The 25,087-nt window shown below is 70.0% G+C and carries 15 protein-coding genes, 1 tRNA gene and 5 pseudogenes; 12 read left to right on the top strand and 9 right to left on the bottom strand.

The genetic code is table 11. The features are described 5' to 3' along the window. Positions 1 to 40: 40 nt before the first annotated feature. Both ACWD5D_RS10440 and ACWD5D_RS10435 read right to left on the bottom strand, forming a co-directional pair. A pseudogene (locus ACWD5D_RS10440) lies at positions 41 to 310 on the bottom strand (alpha/beta hydrolase fold domain-containing protein); the annotation flags it as partial. Positions 311 to 392: 82 nt separating this feature from the next. Continuing rightward, positions 393 to 1,178 (bottom strand): helix-turn-helix domain-containing protein, encoded by a 786-nt coding sequence (locus ACWD5D_RS10435; RefSeq protein WP_451372394.1) that lies wholly within the window; start codon positions 1,176 to 1,178, stop codon positions 393 to 395. A gap of 252 nt (positions 1,179 to 1,430) precedes the next feature. On the opposite strand from ACWD5D_RS10435, the gene ACWD5D_RS10430 reads away from it, so the two are divergent. Further along, complete coding sequence (locus tag ACWD5D_RS10430; RefSeq protein WP_451372393.1) at positions 1,431 to 1,808, top strand: hypothetical protein; 378 nt, start codon at positions 1,431 to 1,433, stop codon at positions 1,806 to 1,808. Here the strand turns inward: ACWD5D_RS10430 and ACWD5D_RS10425 are convergent. Together ACWD5D_RS10425 and ACWD5D_RS10420 are read right to left on the bottom strand one after the other, a co-directional pair. After that, positions 1,802 to 2,220: pseudogene (locus tag ACWD5D_RS10425) on the bottom strand (LLM class flavin-dependent oxidoreductase); the annotation flags it as partial. The gene ACWD5D_RS10430 and the pseudogene ACWD5D_RS10425 overlap by 7 nt on opposite strands. A gap of 167 nt (positions 2,221 to 2,387) precedes the next feature. After that, positions 2,388 to 3,224 carry an alpha/beta fold hydrolase gene (locus ACWD5D_RS10420; protein ID WP_451372392.1) on the bottom strand — a complete coding sequence of 279 codons (837 nt, stop codon included), beginning with the start codon at positions 3,222 to 3,224 and terminating at the stop codon, positions 2,388 to 2,390. 305 nt (positions 3,225 to 3,529) lie between these two features. On the opposite strand from ACWD5D_RS10420, the pseudogene ACWD5D_RS10415 reads away from it, so the two are divergent. The 4 genes and pseudogenes from ACWD5D_RS10415 to ACWD5D_RS10400 form a co-directional block, all read left to right on the top strand. Further along, positions 3,530 to 3,709, top strand: a pseudogene (locus ACWD5D_RS10415) (site-specific integrase); the annotation flags it as partial. A 524-nt stretch (positions 3,710 to 4,233) separates the two neighbouring features. Beyond that, on the top strand, positions 4,234 to 6,309 hold the full coding sequence (locus tag ACWD5D_RS10410) for an AAA family ATPase (RefSeq protein ID WP_451372391.1): 2,076 nt from the start codon (positions 4,234 to 4,236) through the stop codon (positions 6,307 to 6,309). Beyond that, the gene (locus ACWD5D_RS10405) at positions 6,306 to 8,603 is read left to right on the top strand and encodes a WD40 repeat domain-containing protein (RefSeq protein ID WP_451372390.1); all 2,298 of its coding nucleotides are present in this window, start codon (positions 6,306 to 6,308) and stop codon (positions 8,601 to 8,603) included. The genes ACWD5D_RS10410 and ACWD5D_RS10405 overlap by 4 nt, the downstream gene beginning before the upstream one ends. Then, on the top strand, positions 8,600 to 9,469 hold the full coding sequence (locus ACWD5D_RS10400) for a serine peptidase (protein ID WP_451372389.1): 870 nt from the start codon (positions 8,600 to 8,602) through the stop codon (positions 9,467 to 9,469). The genes ACWD5D_RS10405 and ACWD5D_RS10400 overlap by 4 nt, the downstream gene beginning before the upstream one ends. A 357-nt stretch (positions 9,470 to 9,826) precedes the next feature. On the opposite strand, the gene ACWD5D_RS10395 is transcribed toward ACWD5D_RS10400, so the two are convergent. Then, complete coding sequence (locus tag ACWD5D_RS10395) at positions 9,827 to 11,026, bottom strand: cysteine desulfurase-like protein (protein ID WP_451372388.1); 1,200 nt, start codon at positions 11,024 to 11,026, stop codon at positions 9,827 to 9,829. Between the two features lie 159 nt (positions 11,027 to 11,185). Here ACWD5D_RS10395 and ACWD5D_RS10390 point away from each other — a divergent pair. The 5 genes and pseudogenes from ACWD5D_RS10390 to ACWD5D_RS10370 form a co-directional block, all read left to right on the top strand. Beyond that, positions 11,186 to 11,326: pseudogene (locus tag ACWD5D_RS10390) on the top strand (helix-turn-helix domain-containing protein); the annotation flags it as partial. 532 nt (positions 11,327 to 11,858) lie between these two features. Further along, positions 11,859 to 14,678, top strand: a complete 2,820-nt coding sequence (locus ACWD5D_RS10385) for a CHAT domain-containing protein (RefSeq protein WP_451372387.1) — start codon at positions 11,859 to 11,861, stop codon at positions 14,676 to 14,678. A 1,368-nt stretch (positions 14,679 to 16,046) separates the two neighbouring features. Continuing rightward, a pseudogene (locus ACWD5D_RS10380) lies at positions 16,047 to 16,670 on the top strand (nitrate- and nitrite sensing domain-containing protein); the annotation flags it as partial. A gap of 342 nt (positions 16,671 to 17,012) precedes the next feature. Further along, positions 17,013 to 18,350, top strand: coding sequence for a CHAT domain-containing protein (locus tag ACWD5D_RS10375; RefSeq protein WP_451372546.1), 1,338 nt, complete (start codon positions 17,013 to 17,015; stop codon positions 18,348 to 18,350). Between the two features lie 150 nt (positions 18,351 to 18,500). After that, positions 18,501 to 19,697 (top strand): hypothetical protein, encoded by a 1,197-nt coding sequence (locus ACWD5D_RS10370; RefSeq protein ID WP_451372386.1) that lies wholly within the window; start codon positions 18,501 to 18,503, stop codon positions 19,695 to 19,697. Between the two features lie 75 nt (positions 19,698 to 19,772). On the opposite strand, the gene ACWD5D_RS10365 is transcribed toward ACWD5D_RS10370, so the two are convergent. Continuing rightward, a tRNA-Pro gene (locus ACWD5D_RS10365) sits at positions 19,773 to 19,846 on the bottom strand. A gap of 124 nt (positions 19,847 to 19,970) precedes the next feature. Between ACWD5D_RS10365 and ACWD5D_RS10360 the strand changes: the two genes are divergently transcribed. Together ACWD5D_RS10360 and ACWD5D_RS10355 are read left to right on the top strand one after the other, a co-directional pair. Beyond that, positions 19,971 to 20,705 (top strand): transketolase, encoded by a 735-nt coding sequence (locus ACWD5D_RS10360; RefSeq protein WP_451372385.1) that lies wholly within the window; start codon positions 19,971 to 19,973, stop codon positions 20,703 to 20,705. A 131-nt stretch (positions 20,706 to 20,836) separates the two neighbouring features. Then, positions 20,837 to 21,757 (top strand): transketolase family protein, encoded by a 921-nt coding sequence (locus ACWD5D_RS10355; protein ID WP_451372384.1) that lies wholly within the window; start codon positions 20,837 to 20,839, stop codon positions 21,755 to 21,757. Between the two features lie 77 nt (positions 21,758 to 21,834). On the opposite strand, the gene ACWD5D_RS10350 is transcribed toward ACWD5D_RS10355, so the two are convergent. The 3 genes from ACWD5D_RS10350 to ACWD5D_RS10340 form a co-directional block, all read right to left on the bottom strand. Further along, positions 21,835 to 23,127 carry an MFS transporter gene (locus ACWD5D_RS10350; protein ID WP_451372383.1) on the bottom strand — a complete coding sequence of 431 codons (1,293 nt, stop codon included), beginning with the start codon at positions 23,125 to 23,127 and terminating at the stop codon, positions 21,835 to 21,837. Between the two features lie 137 nt (positions 23,128 to 23,264). Continuing rightward, on the bottom strand, positions 23,265 to 23,624 hold the full coding sequence (locus ACWD5D_RS10345; protein WP_451372382.1) for an MmcQ/YjbR family DNA-binding protein: 360 nt from the start codon (positions 23,622 to 23,624) through the stop codon (positions 23,265 to 23,267). 73 nt (positions 23,625 to 23,697) lie between these two features. After that, a complete protein-coding gene (locus tag ACWD5D_RS10340; protein WP_451372381.1) occupies positions 23,698 to 25,071 on the bottom strand; it encodes a B12-binding domain-containing radical SAM protein in 1,374 nt (457 codons plus the stop codon). Positions 25,072 to 25,087: the final 16 nt, after the last annotated feature.

The following is a 25,087-nucleotide window of genomic DNA, read 5'->3' as shown; positions in this document are numbered from 1 at the left end:
CCTCCCCGTCTGCCGGGACCCCGGGTGCGCCTCTCGGCCACGCGATGGCCATGTTCCCGCCAGCCGAGTCACCGGCGACCGCGATACGCGTGCCGTCCATCCCCTTCGGCGCGCGCTGGCGCACGACCCACTGGGCGACGGCGTAGTTCTGCTCGATGGCGACCGGGTAACGAGCCTCCGGCGAGAGGGCGTACTCGGGGAACACCACGGCGGCCTCGACACCGACGGCCGGTTCGCGGACCAGACGGTCGTGCGTCCGGGCACCGCCGAACACCCATCCCGCACCATGCAGGCAGAGGATCACGGGCACAGCCGGTTGCGAGGCCATGCCAAGAGGGTCGAGAGTGCGGGAATTCGACACCTCTCCGTGCGCCCGTCGCGGCCGCTCATGATCACGACAGGTCCTGCCATTCGCTGGGACTCATACCGTATTCGTCCCGGAAAACGCGGCTGAAGTGCGACGCGCTGGTAAAGCCCCAACGGTTTGCCACTGCCGACACGGTGATCCTCCGGTTCGGCGTTCGGGCCAGATCGCGCCTGCAGGATTCCAGCCGGCGCTGCCGCAACCACTGACTCACCGTGGTGCCGTCGTGCTGGAAAATCCTGTGCAGGTAGCGGACCGATATGTGGTTGGCGCGGGCGATCGATTGAGGTGAGAGGCCCGGATCCGCCAGGTGATTCTGGATGTAGTTCTGGACCCGCGCAAGCATCTCGCTACGGATAGCTGTCGTACCGGATAGGTCTTCTCGCTCCGTCGGGAGAAGTTCCATGACAAGAAGGACGAGCAGGTCCACGGCTGTGCTGGTGAGCTGGTGGAGGACCTTCGGCCTGTGACACTGCGCCCCGGTGACCAGCCCGGCCAGAAAGCCCGACACCAGAGCCCCCAAACCGTCACTGCCACTCGAGGTCATCCCCGCGAGGCGATCCCGGTCCGCTTCCGACAGCTCCAGACAGCGGTGGGGCAGACGGAAGACGGTCACCTGGCCGTCATCGGCGAACCGCGGGGAGCGAGGCCGGCCTGGATCACAGAAAACGAGGTCACCGGCCTTCAAGGGGATCTCGTCCCCATCTCGGGTGATCAGCACGGAATCGGCGACCGTCAGTGCCAGATGGACGAATTCCTCATTCCCCAGAGACAGCGGGGAGACGGCCTGGATCTGCCAGGAAATCGTGGTCATGCGAGTTTCTCCGGTTGGTTCGAATCGCGGCCCGGAAGGCAGCGGGACCCGCACACCTTGGTGCGGTCGAGGTCCGTACCCACTTCGGCGGCCCCGTCGAGAATCGGTGTGACGGTGGGCAAGGCCTGCGGCCATTCCCAGGATCAGGACACGCCGCCACAGGCGGCCTCATGTCCTTCACTGTGGCAGGAGCCTGGCGCACAGGCATGCGTCACATGACCGTCGATACGACTACGCACCTGGCCGCCCAACGTGCGGGGCTGCCGGCCACGGCCGAAGCGGGCGGAACGCGCCCACGTCTGGGAACTCGGCTGCGCGCAGTCGCACGCGGCCGAGAAGCACACAACCTCGCTCGTCCTCGGCACGCGAGGTCGCAGTGGCGGCGAGGCCGGCGACCGCTTCACCGACTTCAGCGATACGAACGACCACCTCGCGGACGACGTCGCGGCCCGCCTCACCAGCGCGCAGGCGAACGACGTCCTGACAAGCGGATGCCAGAGCAGCTTCGGGAACCCGATCCCCAAGTACCTGGCCAAGGCTGTTCAAACACGCGGCGGGCATGGTCCCGACGTGGGCCTCTATCTCGACTGGAGCCGCCCCGAGCTCAACGTCTACGCGTTCTGCGCGTAGTTCTCCTTGGCGAGATTCATGCCCTGGCGGATGTCCTGCCCGAACCAGGGGTACACCGGTCCGGTGCTGCCACGCCCCAGCATGAGGTCGACCCGGCCGTCGGCCAGGTGCTGGAGCATCGCGTAGTCTCGGCGCTCTTCACCGGGTCGTTGGTGGTGATCAGAGTCGTGGCGGTGGACAGGATCAGCTTCTCGGTGCGGGCGGCGATACAGCCGAGCATGGTGGTCGGGGACGACGGTACGAACGGCGGGTTGTGATGCTCGCCGGTCGCGAAGACGTCCAGGCCGACCTCCTCGGCCTTGAGGGCGATGGCGATGGCGACCATCGCCTTGATGCGCTCGTGCTCCGTCGGAACACGGCCATCGGTGGGGTCGGGTGTCACGTCCCCGACGGTGAAGATGCCGAACTGCATGGTGCTTCCGCTGTCCTGAACCTGTCCGGATGCTGTGATCGCGGGACTCGAAGCCGGCGGACGCCTGACCGTTCGACGCCTGATAGTCCGGCGTCGGTGCCCGCGGCAGCCGGTCGTCCGGCTGCCGCGGGCGGGGGCTCACCCCGTGTGAGCCGGCGGGCGTGGCCTCACTTCGCCAGGAACGCGAGGAGCGCGCTGTTGACCTCCTCCGCGTGGGTCCACAGCAGGCCGTGCGGGGCGCCGTCGATCTCGACGTAGTCGGCGGACGGGAGGGCCTTGTGGAAGGGGCGGGCGGTGCCTTCGGCGGGGAGGATACGGTCGGCCGTGCCGTGCAGGATCAGGGCGGGGACATCGATGGCCGGGATGTCGGCACGGAAGTCGGTGTACCAGGTCGACGGCGCCGCCGAGGCCGCGAAGGAGCCGCCGCCGGCCGCGGTGTTCCAGCTGTTGCGGACCGCTTCCTCGCTGATACGGGTGCCCAGGTTCTCGTCGAGGTTGTAGAAGTCGTTGAAGAAGGCGGTGTAGTAGGCGTAGCGGTCGGCCTTGACGGCTGCGACCACGCCGTCGAAGAACTTCTTCGGTGCGACGCCGTCCGGGTTGTCATCGGACTTGAGCAGGCAGGGCTCCAGCGAGGCGAGGAAGGCGACCTTGCCCACGCGGGCGGAGCCGTACCGCGAGACGTAGCGAGCGACCTCGCCGGTGCCCATGGAGAAGCCCACGAGAACGGCGTCGTTCAGGTCGAGGGTCTCCATGACCGTGTTCAGGTCGGCCGCGAAGGTGTCGTAGTCGTATCCGGTCGTCGGCTGCGAGGACCGGCCGAAGCCGCGGCGGTCGTAGGTGATGACGCGGTAGCCGGCGTCGAGGAGCGCGGCGCTCTGGCGCTCCCAGGAGTGGCCGTCGAGGGGGAAGCCGTGGATGAGGACGATCGGCCGGCCGGTGCCGTGGTCCTCGTAGTACAGCTCGATGGCGGTGGAGTTCTCCTGGCCCACGGTGATGTACGGCATGGGGTGTCTTCCTTCTTGCTTTGGGTCGGTTGGTCCGCGCGTTGTCGCGGCGCGTAGTGCGGTCACGCTATGGCGGGGAGGCGCTGCCTGTTGTCTCGCGATGCCCTGGGGCTTGCCTGCGGGCGCAGAGAACGCGGACGGGGACGGGCCGGCCGCCTCGACGTCGGCCTGCGCCAGTACCAGCCAGGTCAAGTGGACCCTCGAGTTCACCGAGAGCTTGCGGGAGATCGACGTCAGACGCGTGTTGACCGTATACGGAGACACGACAAGGGTCGCTGGGTGTTCAGAGCGTCCGGCGCACGCCCGCACGCACCGCCGCACGTATCGGAGAGATCTCAGGCTGCGGCGTCGGAGACATCGACACCACCCAGCGGATCTGGACCGTGCGGCGTCAGACCACACCCGCGCCCGGCGGGCTGACCGACAAGGGCACCAAGGGCAAGCGAGCCCGCAAGGTTCCCATCGTCGAGGAGATCCGTCCCCTCGAAACTGGTCCCGAAGAATGATCAAGGGCCGGTTTCGGATGTCTCCGAAACCGGCCCTGACCTGCGACTGTCTCCAGTCGGGACGACAGGATTTGAACCTGCGACCCCTTGACCCCCAGGAGTGAGAGCCAGGGGACTTTTGCGGATACAGCAGGCTGAATCTGGGCGCTTACGGCGCATGCGGGGGCATGACATGCGCCACCGAGCACACCGTGTGGTCCCCAACCGGTCCCCGGGCCGATCCGTTGGACGTCATCCGCTTATCGATCGCGGGGCTGGTCCGATCGGCTCGCGACCGCGGGAGCAGCTCGGCTTGCGGCCCCCGCACCCCGCTCCGCCCCACACGCACAACTCCGCCTCCCCAGCCCCCTCGATGAATGTCCCGGACTCGGTGGTGGCGGGTGGACCAACCTGCGAGGATCGCTCGATGTCCCGGCCGCGACGCTGTCCGCGCGAGCGTGCGGGCGGCGGGAGCCGGCCGGGCGGGAACGACGACGGGGGCCGGGGGTTCTGTGCTGCGGACGATGCTCACGATCGGTCTTCCGATCGACGACGACGGTCAGGACGGACCGCCGTCGCTGGAACAGCAGGAACTCGACCCGCTCGCCGAAGCCCCGCGCCGCGCCGCGGACGTCGCGAAGGCGCTGGCACGTTTCGGCTACCGGCCTTCCTCCGCCGGCGGCGACGCGCCTTCATCCGCCGAGGCGGGGGACGGCGACCCGTCCGGCCGGATCCGGGCCGCGATCACCATGCCGGACGACGACACCGCTGTACTCGTCGTGCATCTGGTGGCGCACGGCCGGATCGCCGCCTCCGGCGAGCGCACGCTGCACGCGGTGGGCCGGGACGGGCGCAACCTCGACGATCCCGTCGTCGCATGGATCAGCCTGATCGAGTCGCACCCGGACAAGGTTCGACCCCTCACCTTGTTCATCCTCGACCTGTGCCACTCCGGTGTCGCCGCCGAACTCCCCTGGCACCACCAGATGCGCACCCTGGAGCGACGAGCCTGGGTGATCGCCGCCTCCGGGGCGAGGGACAGGGCTTTCGGTTACCGGCTCAGCCGCGCCACCACGGCGGTGCTGAACGAGTACCGCGACGGCCTGCTCCGTGCGGACCCCTCGCGCCGTTACATCCCGCTGCCGACGGTCGTGCGCGAGATCAAGCGCAAGGTCGCGCGGCTCAACGCGGAGGAGGGCCTGTCCCAGGAGCTCGCCGGAAGCCACGTCCCATTCTTTGACACGCTCGACCACCTGCCTTTCTTTCCCAACCCCGAGTACCGTGTCGGGGCCGGCCTCTCCGCCGAGCTGGACGAGGACCTGGTGCCGCTGGCCGACGAGGCGCTCGACCCGCTGCACTTCATGAAGCGGGGTGCCGGTGCCGAAGCCCTGGATCGAGGGCTCGCCCAGGGCTACTTCCGGGGCCGCGGCAAGGAGGCTGCCGAACTCACCGAGTGGTTCGACGGCGCGGGCCCACGGTTCGGCGTCGTCACCGGCAAGCCCGGCGTGGGCAAGTCGGCCCTGCTGGGCGTGATGGTCTGCGCCGCCCATCCCGCGCTCCGCACGGGCACCCAGCACCTGTGGCTGCCCCTGCCGCACCGCCCCGCGGTCAACAGCCGGCTCGCCGTCGTGCACGCGCGTCGCCGCAACCTGGAGGAGATAGCCGACTCCCTTGCCCGTCAGCTCGGGGCCCGCCCCGACGACAGGCCGACCGGCGGATGGGACGCGGAAGGGCTCGCGCGGCTCGCCGGTACGGACCCGAAGGAACCCGCCACGCTCGTGCTCGACGCCCTGGACGAGGCCGAACGGCCGGCGGACGTGGTCCGGGCGCTGCTCGTGCCCCTCGCCCAGGAGGCCACGCGCGGCAACGGCGTGCGCCTTCTGATCGGCACCCGGCCCGAGCCGCCGTTCGGCGTGCTGCTGGACATCGCCATGCGGGACGGGCTGCTGATCGACCTCAATGCGGCCGACCGGGACGACCTGCGCACCGGTCTGGAGGCGTACGTCCGGGACCTGCTGGCCAGCGGCGGCGGCCCCTACGAGCGCAAGGAGAACGCGGCCGCCGCCCGGGAGCTCGCGGCAGGCATCGCCGCCCAGCTCGTCGGATCCCCGGGAGAGGCCGGCCCGGCCGATGAACAGCCCCTGGAGTGGGGCGAGTTCCTCGTCGCCGGCCTCTATCTGCGGCATCTCCTGACCCTGCCGGTCGAGAGCGACCCGGCCCGGGCACGGCAACTGGGGCTCGCCACGCCCCGGAAACTCACCGAGCTGCTCCACCTGGACCTGGCAGGCCCGGGCGACCGGCCCTGGATGCGCCCGGTGCTCGCGGCCCTGGCTCACGCGGAGGGGCTGGGCATGCCGGAGCGCGTCCTCGCGCACGCCGCAGTCGCCTTCGCCCCGCAGAACGTCGCGGTCGGCCCACAGGCCGCCGGAAGCGAGCCGCTCAGGCCCGCGCTCGTCCGCGAGGCCCTGGACGATGCCCGTTTCTACCTGCGGCGCGATGTCGACGTCGACGGCACCACGCTGTACCGGCTCTTCCACGAGAGCCTGGCCGAACGCCTGCGCGCCGATCCGCACGGCCTGGGTAGGGGGGACGGGGCTTGAACGCGCCGATCCGGTCGCCGTACGCCGAAGCGGTCTACACCCGTCTGCTGGAATCCGTACCCGATGCCGGGGAAGGCCGACGCCTCTGGCAGGTCGCCGACCCCTATCTGCTGCGGCACGCCGCCCAGCACGCCGTACGGGCGAGCCGGGCGGACGACCTGCTGCTGGACGCGGACTTCCTCGTCGAGGCGGACCCGGAGGCGGTCTCCGAGATCCTGAGCAGCGCCGGCGCGCGGGACGCCCGGGTCGCCGCGATGGTCTACCGGGCCTCCTACAGCGCCCACCGGCGCCTCCAGCCGTACCAGCGGCGGCAGATCCTGGCCCTGGACGCGGCACGTTTCCAGGCGTTCGAACTGGGCCGCGAGCTGGCCCGCGGCAGCGACTGGGAACACCGGTGGGCCACCGGCCAGCAGGCCGCGACGTCCCTGACCGCCACGCTGGAGGGTCACACGCACGAGGTCACCGGCGTGGCGCTGACGATGCTCGACGGGCAGCCCGTCGCGGTGACCTCCGGCTACGGCGGCAGAGTGCGGGTGTGGGATCTGGCAACCGGACTCACCACCCACACCCTCGAAGGGCACACCGACCCCGTGACCGCGGTGTCGGTGACGGCCGCCGACGGCCGGCCGGTCGCCGTCACCTCGAGTTGGGACGGCACCGCTCGTGTGTGGGACCTGGCCACCGGCCGCACCATCTCCGTCCAGCGCGTCCTGGCCGGTCCGCTGACGGGCGTGGCCACCACCTCCGTGGAAGGCCGGCCGATCGCGGTGATCACTGCGCGCCGGGGCACGGTCCACGTGTGGGACCTGGCCGCCGACCTGCTCGCGGAGAGCCACCCGAGGGCCTTCCCGCCCGCCCACACCGCCCCGGTGACCTCGGTGGCCGCCGGGGTGCTCCAGGGCTGGCCCGTGGCAGTGACCACCAGCTACGACGGCACGGCCCGCGTCTGGGACCTCGACACCGGACCGTACGGGCCGGGCCTCACCCTGACCGGCCACACGCACTGGGTCCTCGGAGCGGCCCTGACCGTGATGGACGGCCGGCCGGTGGCGATAACCGCCGGCCGGGACCGCACGGCACGCGTCTGGGACCTGATCAACGGCCGTCAGGAGACGGTCCTCGCCGGGCACACCGACTGGGTGACGGGCGCGGCCGCCGCGGTCCTGGACGGCCGTCCCGTCGCCGTCACCTCCAGCAGGGACGGGACGGCCCGGGTGTGGGACCTGTCCACGGGCCGTACCGCCGCCACCACGACGGTGGACCGCAGTTCGCAGTGGCTGTCCGGCGTGGCCGTGGCCGACCCGGCGGGCTGGCCCGTCGTCGTCACCGCGGGCGAGCGCGGGACCGTCCAGGTCTGGGACCTGTCCGCGCGCAGCACCGTGGTCGGGCTGCCGGGCCACACGAACGCGGTCACCGACGCGGCCACCGCCTCGGCCGACGGCCGTACGCTCGCGGTCACCGGCAGCCGCGACCACACGGCACGCGTGTGGGACGTGACCGCCGGAACCACCAGAACGGTGCTGGAGGGGCACCAGGGGCCGATCACCGGCGTGGCCATGGCCGTCGTGGCCGGGCGGCCTGTCGCCCTCACGGGCAGCACCGACCGGACCGCGCGCGTGTGGGACGCGGTCAGCGGCCGGACGACGGCGGTGTTCACCCGCCACACCGAACCGGTGACAGGGGTCGGCCTGGCGGTCCTGCACGAGCGGCCGTTCGCCGTCACGGCCGCCGCGGACGGCACGGTCCGGGTGTGGGACGTGGCCGTCAGGCGCGCCGTCCGTGTCATCGCCCAGGAGGTCCGGGCAATGGACGTCGTGGTCGTCGGTGACCGGCTCGCCGCCGTCTTCGCGGCCGCGTCGGGGGCCGACTGGCATCCCGACCTGGGCGACGAGCGGGCCGCGACGGTCCCCCTGGACCGCGACGCGCCGGCCGTCACCGCCGTCGCGGCCACCACCCTCGGCGGCCTGCCCGTCGCGGTCACCGGGAACACCGAGGGCGCCGTACGGGTCTGGGACCTGAGCGACCCCCATGAGGCCACGGTGCTCGAGGGGCACACCGACGGCGTGACGGACATCGCCGCCCTGGTGCGCGGCGACAACACGTGGGCGATCACGACCGGCTACGACTGCACGGCCCGGGTGTGGGACCTCGCGAACGGCCGGTGCCTGACCACTCTCGCCCTGCCCGACGTCCCGCACACCGTCGGCGTCGGCCCCGAAGGACACATCGTGCTGGGCATGGGGCACGAGGTGATCGCCCTGACTCTCACCCCTGCGGCGTGGAGGCCCTCGTGACAACGACCCCGGTCCGTATCGTCGGCGTGCACGGCGTCGGACATCTCGACCGCCGTCGCACCCCGGACGCCGTGCGCGCTGCCTGCGCGGCCGACTGGGCGTCGCATCTGGCGTCCGGCCTCAAGGTGCCCGTCTCGTCGTTCGACTGGGACTTCGCCTACTACGCGCCGCTGCTCCGCACCGGCCCCGTGCCCCAGGGGGACGGCGACCCGGAGGACTTGGACGACCCGCTCGCCCGGGAGCTGATGGCCCAGTGGCTGGACGCCCTGGACGCCCCGCGGCCGGTCAGCCAGGGCGCGCTCACGCTACCCCTGCGCCACGCTGCGGCCTGGGTGGCGGAACACTTCAGCCTGGACGGCCGGCTGACCCGGCTGTTCATCCGGGTCTTCTTCCGCGAGGTGGCCGCCTATCTGCGGCATGACAACGACCCCGCCCGGACAGCCGCCCGCGAGGAGGTGGCCGCGCGGATCGCCCTGCACCGGCCCCGGATCGTCATCGCGCACTCCCTCGGTTCCGTCGTCGCCTACGAGGCGCTGCACGCACGTCCCGAACTGGACGTCGAGCTGCTGCTGACCGTCGGCTCTCCGCTGGCGATGCCCTGCGCCGTGTTCGACCGGCTGCTGCCCCGCCCCGAGGACGGCCCGGAGGGCCGTCGCGGCGAGCGGCCCGCGTGCGTGCGCCGGTGGGTGAACATCGCGGACCCCGGCGACCCTGTGGCCATCCCTCCGGGGCTCGGCCGCGCGTTCCAGGGAATCGGCCTCGACCTGACGGACACCGTGCACGCGGGCTACGGATTCCACCACGCGAAGAACTACCTGTCCTGCGCAGCCACGGCGGCGGTCACCGGTCCGTACGCCGGCCTGTGACGTGCAGATGTGCGCAAAGTGACCTTGATCGTTGGGTGGGTGCGTCAGGCTGGTCGATCGTGCTGTTGAGACGGCCCTACCTCGCAGTGAGGAAAAATTGGGGCAAATCATCCGTGTGCATTGTGTGCGCTGCGGGCGTTGCGTGCGCGAGTCTGACGCACGCCGCCAAGGCCACTCGTCTGACCGATCTGATCCACCAGAAGCCGACGGAATCGGTCAAGCTTCCCCCACGCCTTGTCGTCCGTGATTCCTCTGCCGTTTCCCGCAGTTGACCTCGTCGTACACGGAAGAGCACGGCCTCTGGGCGTCGTCGAGAACCCTCCAAGTGGTCTCAGACGGCCACGTGCGCGACGAGCTTCAGAGGAACGAGAACAGCCCGTCGAGGAACCGGTCCACGTCGTCTGCAGTGTTGTACGGTGCCAGGCCCACCCTCAGCGCGGGGTCCTGCAGCTTCAGGGCGGCGAAGGGCTCGTACGCGTAGAACGAACCGGCAGGGGCAACCACGTCACGAGACGCAAGATGCGTCTGTGCCTCTCGGGCATCGCGGCCTTCGAGGCTCATCAGGAGAGTCGGGGTCCGGTCGGTGGCCTTCGAGTGCAGGGTGACGGCATCTCCCAGGCCGTGCAGCCCGTCTTCCAACCTCGTGCGCAGTTCCTCCTCTTGCTCGTGCAGGGAACCCAACGAACACGTCAGCCGCTCCCTGCGCGTTGACCCCGTGCCCGGGTCCAGCGCGGCCAGGAAGTCCACGGCGGCGGCCGCGCCCGCGAGGATCTCGTAGGGGAGCGTGCCGAACTCGAAACGCTCCGGCACAGCGTCGGTGGACGGCAGCAGCTTGTCCGGACGGAGGGTTTCGAGGAGTTCCGGAGCCCCTGCGAGCACACCGCAGTGCGGGCCGAGGAACTTGTAGGGCGAGCAGACGAACAGGTCTGCCCCGAGCGCGGGCACGTCCACCAGGTGGTGCGCGGCGTAGTGGACGCCGTCCACGTACACCAGGGCCCCGGCCTGGTGCGCAAGGTCAGCGATCCGGCGTACGGGCGGCTTGGTGCCCAGCACGTTCGATGCCGCGGTGACCGCCACCAGCCGTGTCCGAGGCGACAGCGCCCGCTCGAACGAATCGAGGTCGAGTTCCATGGTCTCGCTGTCGATCTCGATCCAGCGGACCACGGCTCCGTAGCGCTCGGCCGCCTGAATCCAGGGCCGGACGTTGGAATCGTGATCGAGACGGCTCAGGACGATCTCGTCGCCGGCCTTCCAGTCCTTGGCGAGGTGACGGGAGAAGTCGTACGTGAGCTGCGTCGCGCTGCGCCCGTGGACGATCCCGCGGGCCAGCACGTTGAGCAGGTCGGCAAAGGCGACCCGGAACTCCGCGACGGCCTGCTCGGCGTTGATCTCCGAGCGGCTGACGACCCCACGGTTGGACAGGGGGCGGGTGAGCGTCGTGGCAATGGCTTCGGCGACGGGGCGAGGGGTCTGAGTCCCCCCGGGGCCGTCGAAGAAGGCAAGACCACTGTCGAGAGAGGGGAAATGGGCCCTGAGGGCGGGAAGATCGATGGTCATGTCCTCGGCTCTCTGGAAAGGCTGGGGGCATCATGAGGGCGGCTGCGGACGGTCGGCGACGGCACGCATGGGGCGTGTCCTCCCGGCAGTTGCCTAGACTCTGCTCCCCCGGACCAAGACACGTAAAGCGATGGATCGAGAAGAGATAGTTCACGACTGATGAAGCGCCAGCCGGACCTCAAGCTCCTGTCCACGTTCATGGCCGTGGTCCGGTACGGCTCCATGGCGGCGGCTGCGGGCGCGCTCGACTACGTGCCCTCTGCGGTCTCGCAACACATCGCCGCTCTGGAGCGCGACATGGGAATCGAGCTCATCGTCCGCCGCCCCGGCAGCCAGCTGATCCTGACCGCGGCCGGCCGCTCGCTCGCACAGGCCGCCGGAGAGCTCTTCGACGCGACCGCCCGATTCCAGGACATCGCACAGGGCATCTCGAACCGCTACTTCGCCGAACTGCATGCGCTGACCGTGACAAGCGCACCCACCGCGCCGACGCCACCGCCCCGGTCCTCCCCGCCGACGCCCGTGGCGGCCGGTGACCACGCGGCGGCAGTTGCTGCGGCTGCGCACCCAGGAACTGGACAAGCCGGGCGGCAAGCCCGGAAAGATCCTCGATTAGAAGGACCCCGGCTACGCCCGCCGGATCATCCTGCACACCGGGACCCAGTACGAGATCCAGAGCGAACTCCTCGACTGGCTCGACAAGTTGGTGGTCCACCCGGCCGAGCAGGTGCGCGTCTACGCGGCGGCCTACGGGCTCGGCGTGCTGGCCGCCGAGTCCTACCGGCACATCGAACGCCGCGTCCTGGGTCCCTGGGCGCGCAGCGACAGCGCGATGCGCCGCACCGCCGTTGCCTACGCGCTCTCCGTGGCCTGCCAGAACCCCTGGGTGAGGGAGCAGGCGAGCGCGCTCGTGAACGGCTGCTACGCCGACGATCGACCCCAGATGAGGGTGGCCGCGGCCCGGGTGCACGGCTTGAGTGCTGTCCCGGGCCGCCCCGTCGAGAAACTCACCCGGCTGTTCGCGGTCGACAGCGTGACGGTGGCCGTGGCCCCAACGGGACTCCGAACTCCGCGAGACATTACGCCTGCTGGTCGGCGCCATCGCCCACGGCGACCAGCCCTCGGGCCGGATCCTGCGCTCCTGCACCCACGACTGGATCCACCCGGACCGGATCGTCGGGCCGACCCTGACGGCGGCCATGGTGCACGCGCAGCTCGACCTGGAAGGAGTGTGAGGATGACCGTCTCCCTGATACTCAACGAGCGGGTGATCGCCCGCAGCCGAGTGGGTGAACTGCCCAACCTGCCGCCCTCAGTGGCGATCGTCTACCCGGTGGAGGGCGGGCCCTTCGAAGTCGAGACCGTCCGCACCTTCGGACAGCGCTGGTTCGGCAAGAACCGGGCCTGCTACGTCGTCGACCTCAGCGACCACCGACGCCGGGCCGCCGTCACCAAGACCCCGCTGACCTGCAAGGACGGCGAACACCGATTCCAGGCCGCGATCGACATCGGCTTCCGAGTACACGACCCGGCGCTGGTGGTGGCCAGGAACGTACGGGACGCGCTGACGGTCGTCTACGGCTACCTCACCGACCGCATCCGGCTGCAGGCCGCGCGGTTCGCGATCACCGAGGCCATGGCGGCCCAGCTGGCCGTCAATCAGGAGCTGGGCCGGGAGATCCGGCTGCCCGAGGGCATCACGATCTACTACTGCAAGGTCCAGATGGAGCCCGACGACGCGGCCGCCCGGCACATCCAGGAACGGGAGGAGGCCCGGCGCCGCGCCCGCCTCGGCGTGCACACGCACGACGCGAAGCTCGGCGAGGTTCCCTCCGACGAGGCGATAGAGGACTACCGGGCCGCGTCCCGCAGGCGCCGGGAGGAGCAGGGGCGCGCCGCGCTGGGCGGCGGGCGGCTGGACTTCGAGCGTCTCATCGGCGAGCACCTGGCGCGCCACCCGGAGGACACCGCGCAGGCCCTCGAACAGCTGGCCAGGATCCGGGAGGCCGAGGCCACCCAGCACGAGATCCGGGACCAGCGGCACGCCGAGATGGTCAAGTACCTCATTGAGCGGGGTATCGTGCGCGAGGTCGACCTGCCCGGGCTGCGGCAGGGCGTGCTCGGCCCGAGCGAGCCGGGGACCGAGGTCGCGGGTGTGCTCGATTTCAGAGGCGGGTCGTTCCACGGCCCTGTTGTTGGCCAGCACGTTGATCACCCGGAAAAGCGTCGGCTGAGAGCAGAACTTGCGGAGCAGGCATCACCGGGTCGCGAGGTACCGCTGCAGGTCCAAGTCACCTGCAGTGGTGGCCAGGAGGGTATGGCTCTCCGGGCGTTCGAACTACCGGCCGAGGGGGACCGGCTGTTGATCACAGTGCATGCACCGGGGCTCCTGGCGCTGGGTGACTTGCAGCAGGAGCTGTGGGTCGAGGCAGGGCGGGACTCCGATGTGCTGCGCTTTGGCCTGCGGACCGCCCGGCCTGGGTTACATGCGGTCATGGTGCGCGCGTTCAAAGGGGGGTCTTTTCTCGGGGAATTGCGCCTACAGATCTCGGTTCAGGCGGACGTGCCCGCCCGTGATGGATCGCCGCGCACGGCAACGCTGGACTCACTCGCCTTCGACCCGGGCGAGGTGACGCTACAGGTAGTCAAAGCCGCCGACGGTTACAGCTTCCAGCTGCTGAGCGAGACCAGCTACGCCCCGGCGTTCCAGCTCAAGGCCGGCGACCCCCGGCAGGCCACGGAGAACATCTACCGGGAACTGCGCAGGATCGCTGCGGCGGCCGGCGTCGGGACGGACGCCCGGCAGGTGCGCAGACGTCTGCAGAATCTGGGGGTAGCCCTTTGGCGGGCTGCCGTGCCCGACGCGGTGCGTGGACAGTTCTGGCGGGAAACCGACAAGATTCGCACTTTCACGGTGCTCGGCGAGCACGACGTGGTGCCGTGGGAATTGTTGTACCCGCTCGACGGAACACAGCAGGGTGACGGCTTCCTCGCCGAATGGCTTCCCGTGGTACGTCGAGTTCACGGCCAAGAGCGGGTACGGCAACTCCTCCTGCCCCAGGCCACCTTCGTCGTACCACCCGGATCGCCGCCCGAAGCGGAACTGGAGGTCAACGCTCTGCGCGCCCGGTTCCTCCCCGCGATGGACGATGGAGGGATCCTGACCCGGGGAGCGGAGATCCAGAGCCGCCTCGATGAAGGGATGGCTGGACTGCTGCATTTCGCCTGCCACAACGCCTTCAGGGAGACTGGCTCCCAGGTCACCATGGCGGATGGCCTCTTCGATCCGTTGGACCTCGCCACCGCTCAGGGATCTCGCTCCTTGGATGCCACACGCCCGCTGGTGTTCTTCAACGCGTGCCGCAGCGCCGGCCAGATCGACTGGTATTCCACATCCCTGGGCTGGGCCCCGCAGTTCCTCGAAGCGGGCGCAGGGGCGTTCATCGGCACCTTGTGGCCGGTGCGTTCGGACTCGGCACTGGCCTATGCGGACGCCTTCTACGCCCACCTGATCACCGGCAGGCTCCCCTTGGGAGAAGCGTCGATGAAGGCCCGCCAGACCATCCGAGACCTGGACGGCGACCCGACCTGGCTCGCGTACGCGGTCTACGGAAGCCCAGCCGCCACAGCAACGACCCGAGGAGCGCCTTGACCAACGAACCGGTCTTCGTCATCCGCGGTGTCGCCGACCGCGACCGCGACGGCTTCACCACCGCCGTTACGGCCCAGCAGGCCGCAGCGGGAATTGACTCCTCGTCGACCGCCCCGGAGGCCCCGAGCCCCAACTACGCTCTGCAGCGTGGGGGTTGGTCGGAGCGCCGCATGGTGCGGTGCTTCCCGATCCAGCATCGTGGCTGGGTAAGTTTAGTAGGTTGCTGTTCGCCTATGGGGCCTAGTGCGGCTTGGATGTCTGGGTACGCCCCAGCGTGAGTTATAGATGGCAGGGCGAATCAGGCCAGAGCGGGCGCGTGACCGGGGGTGACCGATGTCGGTGACAGGTCGACGGTGGTGGCGGGGCGCGAGGCGCTCCGACCGGGACCAGGCTCCCGACCTCAGTGAGATGATCCGCACATCAGTTCCGCTCGGGAGTACCCATCTTGTCGCGGTCGTCAGCCCGCACGGCAACACCGGCAAGACCACGACGATCGCCGGTCTCGGTGCCGTCCTTGCTTCCGAGCGGGACGACCAGATCATCGCGGTGGATGCCAATGACGGCATGCTGGGTCGTTATGCCGTCACTCTCAGCACCGGGTTGTCCTTACGTGACTTAGCCGCCCGCCTCGGCGAAGTCACCTTCGACATCCGGGAGTTCACCTCTCGTACGGCTTTCGGCCTGGAGGTTCTCGCCGATGCATCGAGCACCGCCGTACCACGTGTGCCGCTTGACGCGGTCTCATACAGCGCTCTGCTCACCGCGCTCCACTCGTACGGAGTCGTCCTCGGTGACTGCGCCACTGGAGTGGACGGTCTCGCTACCTTCGTCGCGCTTACCGGGGCTGACCAGCAGATATTCGTCAGCAGCCTGTCCGAGTCCAGTGTTGCCGCCACAGCTGACGCCCTGGCCACCTACCGTTACCTCGCCGATCGCAGTCACGTGGTGCTGACCGGTGTGCACCAAAGCGCCACCATGCTCGATGCCCGTGAAGCTGCCGAGCGACTGAGAGGAGCCTGCCGCAGCGTCGTCGTCGTACCGTTCGACGAACGGCTCGCGGCTGGTGACCACGTGGACCTGCAGCATATGCAGGAAGCAACCCGGGAGGCGTACCGGGAACTGGCGGCGGTCGTCGCGGAAGGCTTCTCGCACACGAAGCGTCGGGGTGCCGGCGAGCCGGGCGCAGACCCGCACCCCCGCCCCGGACGCCCGCAGCCGGGGCCCGACCCACATTCGGTGGGAGGTCTGCCCCAGCAGCCCGCCAGACCTGGTGGCCCGGGGGCCGGTTCCATGGGGGGTGCAGCCGCCGCGCAGGCTGCCGCGGGTGCGTCCGTGGCCCGCCGACAACCGGACCAGACCACCCAGATGCCGCGAGCCGACGACCGGCAGGGACGCGGTTCCCCCTCCGAGCTCGCACGCCCGAGCTTCGAGGACTCAACGTCCACAGGGTTGCCCCGCCTGGATTCCTTCGGTGTGCCGGACAGGCAGGGTGATCCATCGAGCACCGGCCGCTTCGAGCGACCGCAGAGCGACGACACGTACGCCGGTGGTCGGCCCCCGGCAACGCCGCGTCCCGGGCCTCAGGAGCCCGAGGCGCCGCCGACAGGCCCTGGTGACGGGCGTACGCCGCTGTATGACACGCTGGAGGCCAGCTGGTTCCGGGATCACCGGGAGCAGCAGCCCGGCAACAATTCCGCCCCGGCCCCGCAGCAGCCGCAGACTCCCCCCGTCCCGACGGAGCGTCCTGCCACGCCTGCCTGGCGCAGTTCTCCCAACGACGACCTCGTCCGGCAGGCAGAGCGGGTCCGGCAGCCGTCCGCGGGTGATGTCACCTCCTCCGGCCTGCCGCGCCGGGTGCCGCGGGCGAACCTCGTCCCAGGCACGGCTCAACAGCAATCCGGGCCGCAGGTCTCGCGTGCGCCTGACGACGTACGCGGCCGACTCACAAATCTACGGCGCGGAATTGCGCAGGGACGCCAGGCAAGAGCCGGCGCGAGCGACCGGGACGGCCTGCTCGTGGAGGTCGGCCAGAGGGGGGACGACGTGGCGTTCGACAGCGCGGGATCGGGTCCAAGACACCCCCCAGGTGGTGAAAGACCTTCCGGCAGCAACGCCGTCTCATCGGAGGACGGCGAGGCCGCACGCGGTTCGGCCACGGTGCGATCCTGGCCCCGGGCGGAGTCTCCCCCTGCCGGCCCCGCAGATGAAGTCGACGGGCTGTCCGAACCGCACCACTTGATCGCCGAACTGGCGGAGCAAGCCGCTCCGGACCGCGAGGTCCCGCTGCACGTTCAGATCACCCGAGAGCCCGGTCAAGGGCACGGCAGTGTCCGCATGCGATCGTTCCCCGTGCCCGAGGAGGGTGCACGACTGACGATCACGGTCACCGCGCAGGGTCTGCGCGCGCTGGGTGACCTGACACAGGAGCTCACCGTGTACCCGGGCCAGGACTCCGATGTCTTGTACTTCGGCCTGCGCACGATGGCTTCGGGTCTCCATCACGTGACGGTTCGCGCCTTCCACAAAGGCACGTATCTAGGGGTGGTGCACCTGCAGATCTCGGTGACTGAGGGTGGGGTGACCAGGGACGGGCCGCGGCGACGCGCAGTCTTGCCGGGCATCGCCTTCGAACCGGGAGAGGCCACGCTCCAGGTACACCGCAACGACGAGGACGGCTCGTTCAGCTTTCAGTTGCTGAGCGAGACCTGCTATCCCCCAGAGCAGTTCCGTTACCGCGGTGGTGACCCGGGCCGGGCGACCGAGCAGATCTTCGCCCAGCTGCGCGCGGCAGCCAGTCGTGCCGGACGTGCTTCACCCGCCGACGCGGCCGGGCTCAGACGGCGTCTGAAGAACGAGGGCGTGCAGTTGTGGGCATCGGCCGTGCCGGAGGCCATACAGCGGCAGTTCTGGGAACAGGCCGACCGTATTACTTCCTTTACCGTCCTCAGTAAGCACGACGTTGTGCCCTGGGAGCTTCTCTACCCGCTCGACAAAGGTCACGACAATGGCTTTCTTGCCGAGTGGCTGCCCGTCGTACGCCGCGTCTTCCACCAGGACCGCGTGCACCAAATCCCCCTTCCGGGTGCCGCCTTCGTCATGCCGCCGGGTTCACCGGCGGACGCGGCACTTGAGATAGCCGAACTGCGCAATTCACTCGGTCCAGGAGTTGCGGACGCGGGCGTACTCACCGAACGTGAGGCGCTGACCGCCTTGATCGAGAGCGGTCATGCCGGCCTGCTGCATTTCGCTTGCCACAACACTTTCTCCGACAAGGGATCCCAAGTACACATGGCCGACGGCGACTTCCAGCCCATTGACCTTGCGACGGCTGCCCAGACCGGCCGCCTTCAAGCCCACCATCCGCTGGTGTTCTTCAACGCCTGCCGCAGCACCGGCGGGATTCCCTGGTTCAATGACACCCTCAGCTGGGCCCAGCAATTCATGAAGGCGGGAGCCGGTGCATTCATCGGCACGCTGTGGCCCGTGCGTTCCGACTCGGCCATGCAGTTCGCGAAGGCTTTCTACGACCAACTCCTCGACGTCGGCCAGCCCCTGGGACAGGCTTCGCTCGCTGCCCGCCACGCCAGCCGAGACCTCGACGGCGACCCGACCTGGCTCGCATACGCCGTCTATGGCAGCCCGGCCGCCACGGCGACCCGAGGACCTTCTTGACCAACAATCGGTGACGCCGAGTCGAGTCTGCCGTGATCCGCACGGCCGACGTTCCCTCGAACGATCCCATGCTCATTGCCCCGACTTGACATGACACCCCAACTCCCCGCCGCCCGAACACGCCAGCTATCCGAGAAGAAGCCACTGCTCATGACCGACCCTGTCTTCGTGATCCACGGTGTCGCCAACCGCGACCGCGACGGTTTCACTGCCGCCGTAGCGGACCTCCAGGCGGCTACGGGGATCTCCATGATGCCGGTGTACTGGGGCGACCTCGGCGCCGACGAGCGCTTCGTCTCAGCGGCGCTCCCGATCCGCCCCGTGACGCTGCCGAGAGCCCAGCAGAGCGGCGGACTGCGGGATGCGAACGATCCGCCAGGCATCTCCGTACCGGAGCCCCTGCTCGCCTCCGCGCTGACCTCAGACCTCCAGGTGACCAACCAGTGGACGCATGTGGAAACCGTCGTGCGTGAGCGACTCACGATCGAAGAGCAGCAGTCCGATTCGGGCCTACGGAACACTCCACATTACGGTGACGCGGACGAACTCCTGGCATACCTGGCCGAGGAATGGCCCAAGACCGAGTGGCTGTCGCGCACTGACGATCCCCTCCTACTCTTTGAAACCGGCCAGTCCCTGGCCGAGGCCCTCATCGAGGCCGGCGACCTCTGGGCTGACGAACTGGGCTCGTACGACGGACTGCGCGCAGGTGATGAAGACGAGAGCCGGCTGCGGAGGCTGGTGCGCAATCGGCTGTGCGCCCTGGACCGGGTGGCAGGGGCCGCAATCCAGGCAGCTGCCGGACACCTGAACAATGCACTGCGCACGAAGTTTGGGCCCGGCACCACACGGTTTCTTGGAGACGTTCTGGTCTACCAGCGCCACCGAGAGGCAATCCACGCCCGGGTGCGCAAATCCATCGATAGCGTGGACCCCGCCCTGGGGCGCACCCCCGAGCGCCCCGTGCGAGTGGTCGCCCACAGCCTTGGCGGGGTTATCGCGGTCGACATGGCCATCGCGGCCACGCCGCTGTGGACGTCCTCGCTGCTGACCTTCGGTTCCCAGGCGGCGTTCTTCCACGCATGCGATCCACGAGGCGGCCAGATCTTGCCCTACTCAGGCAATCAGCCAGTGGCGCTGCCTCCTTCCCTGGCCCGCTGGACGAACCTTTGGGAACCACTCGACATGCTGGCCTTCGTCGCCGCCGGGGTTTTCCAGCTCCACGACGGCAGCACTCCCATAGATATCTCGGTGCCGCACGCAGCAAGCACCGGAGTGTGGACGCACTCCTCTTACTGGGACCTGCCGTCGGTGGCATCGGAAATCAGCACAGCAATGGCCGGCTGATATCCGTCCCCAAGAATGATCAAGGGCCGGTTTCGGATGTCTCCGAAACCGGCCCTGACCTGCGACTGTCTCCAGTCGGGACGACAGGATTTGAACCTGCGACCCCTTGACCCCCAGTCAAGTGCGCTACCAAGCTGCGCCACGTCCCGATGCCGTTTGACCTGGGGTTTCCCCGGTCGAAACGCGCAGGGAAACAATACCGCACTCGGGTCGGTGGTCGCGCACCGGTTCACGGTTGACCTCGAGCATGGTTGAGGTTGCACGATCGTAGGCATGACGATCACAGCGGACGACAGCCGCGCCCACGGTCCGGCCGACGGCGGACCTCACGGCTACGACGACCTGCCCCGGCTGATGAGCCTCATGACCGGCGACGAGAAGCACGGCCCGGCGGCCACCTCCACGCTCGACGTGCTGTGGGTGCTGTACGACCGGGTGCTGCGGGTCACGCCCCAGCGGACGGACGACCCGGCCCGGGACCGGTTCCTGCTCAGCAAGGGACACGGGCCGATGGCGTACTACGCCGTCCTCGCCGCCAAGGGTTTCCTACCGGTGGAGTGGCTGCCGGGGTTCGGTTCGTACGACTCCCCGCTCGGGCACCACCCGGACCGGGTGCTCGTGCCGGGTGCCGAGATCGGCAGCGGGTCGCTCGGACACGGACTGCCGATCGGCGTGGGAACCGCGCTGGGCCTGCGTGCGCAGGGGCTCGGCGAGCCGGCCGTCTGGGTGCTGATCGGCGACGCCGAACTGGACGAGGGCAGCAATCACGAGGCGATCGCCTTCGCCGGGGCCGCCGGACTGGAGCGGCTGCACACGGTCGTCGTGGACAACTCCTCCGCCAGCCGCGCCCTGCCCGGCGGGATCGCCGCCCGGTTCGAGGCCGCGGGCTGGTCCGCGGCCACCGTCGACGGGCGGGACCACGCGGCCGTGTACGCCGCGTTCACGGCCCCGCATCCGGGGCGCCCGCACGTGGTCGTCGCCCGGGTCGAACCGAAGACCGCGCTCTGACTTCCCGTCCCGCCGCTTCTCCGCCCGTCCGTCTCTCCGTCTCTCCGTCTCTGCGTCTCTCCGTCTCTCCGTCTCTCCGTCCGACCAATCCGGTCGACCCACCGCCCCTCTTGTGGAAAGGGCCCCCTTTCATGGACACCATGCGTGACCGTTTCGCCCCGGTCGTCTCACGGCTGCTGGACGAGGATCCGCGGGTCGCGGTCGTCCTCGCCGAGATCGGCAAGGACGGCTTCGCCGAGGCCGCCCGCCGGCATCCGGACCGGGTGATCAACGTCGGCATCCGCGAGCAACTCCTGGTCGGGGCGGCGGCCGGGATGGCGCTCACCGGGCTCCGGCCGGTCGTGCACACCTTCGCCAGCTTTCTCGTCGAGCGGCCCTTCGAGCAGGTCAAGCTGGACCTGGGGCACCAGGACGCCGGTGCGGTGCTGGTCAGCGCGGCCGCGTCCTTCGACTGGCCCGCCGGAGGCTTCACCCACATGGCGCCCGGCGACGTCGCCCTCCTCGACACGCTGGACGGGTGGACCGCGCACGTGCCCGGACATCCGGACGAGGCGGAGACACTGCTGCGGCACGCGGTCGCCGCGGGCGACGACAAGGTGTACGTCCGGCTTTCCGTGCAGGCCAACCTTCAGGCGCGTGAGGTCGACGGCGAACGCCTGCTGACCGTGCGCGAGGGCCGCGCCGGTGTGGTCCTCGCGGTCGGGCCGGTCCTGGACGCCGTGCTCGCCGCGACGGAGGGGCTGGACGTGACCGTCCTGTACGCGACGACCGTACGGCCCTTCGACGCGGCCGGGCTGCGCCGGGCGACGGAGGCGGCGGGCACGGACGTCGTCCTCGTGGAGCCGTACCTCGCCGGCACCTCGACAGCCGCCGTGAGCGAGGCCCTGGCCGACGTCCCGCACCGCGTGCTCGGCCTCGGCGTCGGCCGCCGCGAGCTGCGGCGCTACGGGACGCTCGAGGAGCACGTGGCCGCGCACGGGCTGGACGCGAAGAGCTTGAGGGAGCGAGTCGGGGCGTTTCTGGGGGCGGGGTCGGTCAGCGCGGGTGGCTGATCGGCGGGCCGTGGTGTGCGGACGTACGGATGTCCCGGCCTCTCGGCGGTGGATTCAGTGGGCGGATGGCGGTGGACTCAGTGGGCGGATGTCCGGGTGTCGGCCCGCACCAGGTCGCGTATCGCCGGGACCGCGAGCAGGGCCGCGGCCACGACCAGGCTCATGACGGCGGAGACGAGCAGGACGTGGTCGGCGCCGAGGGCTTCGGCGGCCGGGCCGGCGAGGGCCTGGCCCACGGGCAGCATGGCGAGGGAACCGGCCACGTCGTAGGCATGGATGCGGTTGAGGACGTCGGCGGGGACCTGGGTCTGCACACTGGTCGCCCACATCACGCCCCAGAACGACATCCCGGCGCCGGCCACGGCCGCCCCGGCCGCCATGGCCGGTACGCCGAGGCCCGCGCCGACGGCCGCCGGGAAGCCGACGAAGGCGAACAGGGCGACCGCGCCGGCCCGGAGCATGCGTCGGGGGCGCAGCCGCAGGGCGAGCAGGCCGCCGACGACGGTGCCGGCGCCGAGGGCCGAGTTGACCAGGCCGTAGGCGCGTGGACCGTGGTGCTGGACGACTTCCGTGGCCACGAGCGGTACCGTCGGCCCCCAGACGGCGATCATGTACACGCACCACACGGCGATCACGCCCCACAGCCAGGTTCTGGCGCGGAACTCCCGCCAGCCCTCGACCAGGTCGGCCCGGAAGGCGCGCATGGCCGGGCCGGTGCGTCGGGCGCCCTCGGGGAGCGGGGGCAGCCGGAGCAGCAGCAGGCAGAGCGCGCTGATCGCGTAGGTGGCGGCGTGCGCGGCGAACACCCCGCCGGGCGAGGCGAAGCCGACGAGGAGTCCGGCGACGGCGGGGCCCGCCAGCTGTGCCGCGGACTCGGCGATGCGGATCGCGCCGTTGGCGCCCTGGATGTCGGCGGCGAGCCGGGGGACCGTGCTGGCCACACCGGGCTGGAACACGGCTCCGGCCACACCGTTGAGGGCGCCGACGGCGCAGATCTGCCACAGGACCACGTGCCCGGCGAAGAAGAGCCCGGCGGCGAGGGACTGGGTGACGAGCCGCACCAGATCGGCGCCGATCATCAGCCTGCGGGTGCTGAACCGGTCGGCGATGACCCCGCCGAGGACGACGAGGCCCGCGAAGGCCGCGGCCGTGGACGCCATGGCGAGCCCGACCGCGCCGGCACCGTACCCGTGCTCCAGCAGACCGGCGGCCAGCGCCACGGGCAGCATGGTGTCGCCGAGCCGCGCGACGGCCCGCGCCACGAAGAACAGCGCGAAGTCCCGCGACCAGAGGGCCGGGGACGCGGCATCGGAGCCGGCCTTCGACCCGGCTGGTGCGACGCGATCATGTCGTGCGTCCGTACCGGTCACCCTGTGTGTACCCCCCGGTCCCCGGTCTCCCCGGTTCCCCCGGGTCGTCGTTCGCGATTCCCGCTCGAGCCGTCCGCCCGCGCCGTGTGCGCCGCGCGGGATCATGTCACGCCGCCCTGCCCCCTGCCGAGGGGTTTTCAGCGCTCGTCCGGCAGACCCAACTCGGGGTGGGCGTGCAGAAGTCGGGGCGGGGCGGCCTGGCGCCAGGAGTCGGCCAGGATGTCGCGCAGTTCGTCCTCGTCCTCCAGGGCGGCGAGCCGGGCTCTGACCCAGGCGAACTGGGCCTCGTGGTCGGCGATCCAGAACTTCCCCGGCTCGGCCATCACCAGTTCGTCGCGCTCCTCCTTGGGGCAGCGCACGGCGATGGACGTCTCGTCCTCCGGGAGTGTGGCGAACATCTTCCCGGCCACCCGGAACGTGGGCATGCTCCAGGCGGTCTTCTCCGTCGTGTCCGGCAGGGAGAGGGCGATACGGCGTACGTCTTCGGCGTCGGGCATGCTTCGCACCGTAGCCTCTGCCACTGACAGTCGGCCCGGGGTCTCCCCGACGGCCACCCGGCGCGGGCGGGCGTCAGTCCCGTCCGCCGAACGCCGCGAGCGTCCGCTCCAGCGCCGGCATCGCCCGCACCACCCGCTTCGAACGGATCAGCAGGTCCCACGCGGGCTCGAACTTCTTCCAGCCGCCGGCGTACGCGAGGTGCCGGAACCGCTCGTGCGCGCCGGGCTGGGCGGCCGAGCACCGCCAGATGCTGGACCAGCGGTAGAAGTCGCGGTACGCCCGCCAGTAGCCGTCCTCCAGCTGTTGCGGCGTCATTCCCGCGGGCCGGTAGACGACATGGCGGGTGTCGTAGAGGTCCCAGTCGCGGTGGACGATGCGGTTCTCGGACTCCAGCTGCCGCCACAGTCCGGTCGACGGGTACGGCGTCATGATGTGGAAGGTCGCCGTCTCGATGCCCTGCTCGACCGCCCACGCCACGGTGCGGTCGAAGACGTCGGGGCCGTCCTGGTCGAGTCCGAAGACGAAGCTGGCGTTGACCATGACCCCGGCCTCGTGCAGGCGCCGGACCGCCGCGTCGTAGTCGGTGCCGATGTTCTGGTCCTTGCGGCGCTCGGCCAGATTGGCGTCGTTGACCGTCTCGAAGCCGACGAACAGGCTGCGCAGTCCCGCCTCGACGGCCCGCTCCAACAGGTCAGGTTTCAGGACGGAGTTGACGGTGCCCGCGGCCTGCCACAGCCGTCCCATGCCGCGCATTCCGTCGAACAGCGCCTCCGCGAACCGGCGGTTGCCCAGCAGGTGGTCGTCGAGGAAGTAGAGGTGGCGGCCGGGCAGGCGGTCGATCTCCGCGAGGGCGTCGTCGACGGCCTGTGTGTAGAACGACTTGCCGCCCTCGAAGAACGCGTCCTTGTAGCAGAAGTCGCAGTGGTGCGGGCATCCCCGCGACACCACGATCGAGTTGGGTACGAGATACAGATGGCGCTTGATCAGATCCCGTCTGATCGGAGGCAGTCCGGCGAGGGTGCGCCGCGTGGAGTCGTAGCGGCGGGCGGGGACGCCGTCGCGGAAGTCCTTGAGGAACAGCGGCCAGGTGTCCTCTCCGGGGCCGGTGAAGACCGTGTCGGCGTGGGCCGCGGCCTCCTCGGGCAGCGAGGTGACGTGCAGGCCGCCCATCGCGACGTGGACGCCCCGGGCGCGGAAGTGGTCGGCTATCTCGTAGCTGCGCCGGGCCGAGGTGATGTACGGCTGGACCACCAGCAGGTCCGGGGTGTCGAGGGAGTCCGGGTCGATGCGTTCCACGTGCTCGTCGTACAGCGTGACCTCGTCGTCCGGGTCGAGGTAGCCGGCGAGCGTCGCGAGGCCGAGGGGCGGGAAGAGCGAGTACTTGATGGGCCGGAAGAGCGGGCTCGTCGCCTCGGTCAGGGCCGGGAGGATCATCGTCACACGCATGAAAGCCCAGACTGCG

Source organism: Streptomyces sp. NPDC002520 (assembly GCF_053595235.1).
The sequence above is the reverse complement of the archived record's forward strand: the minus strand, read 5'-3'. Positions and strand labels throughout refer to the sequence as shown.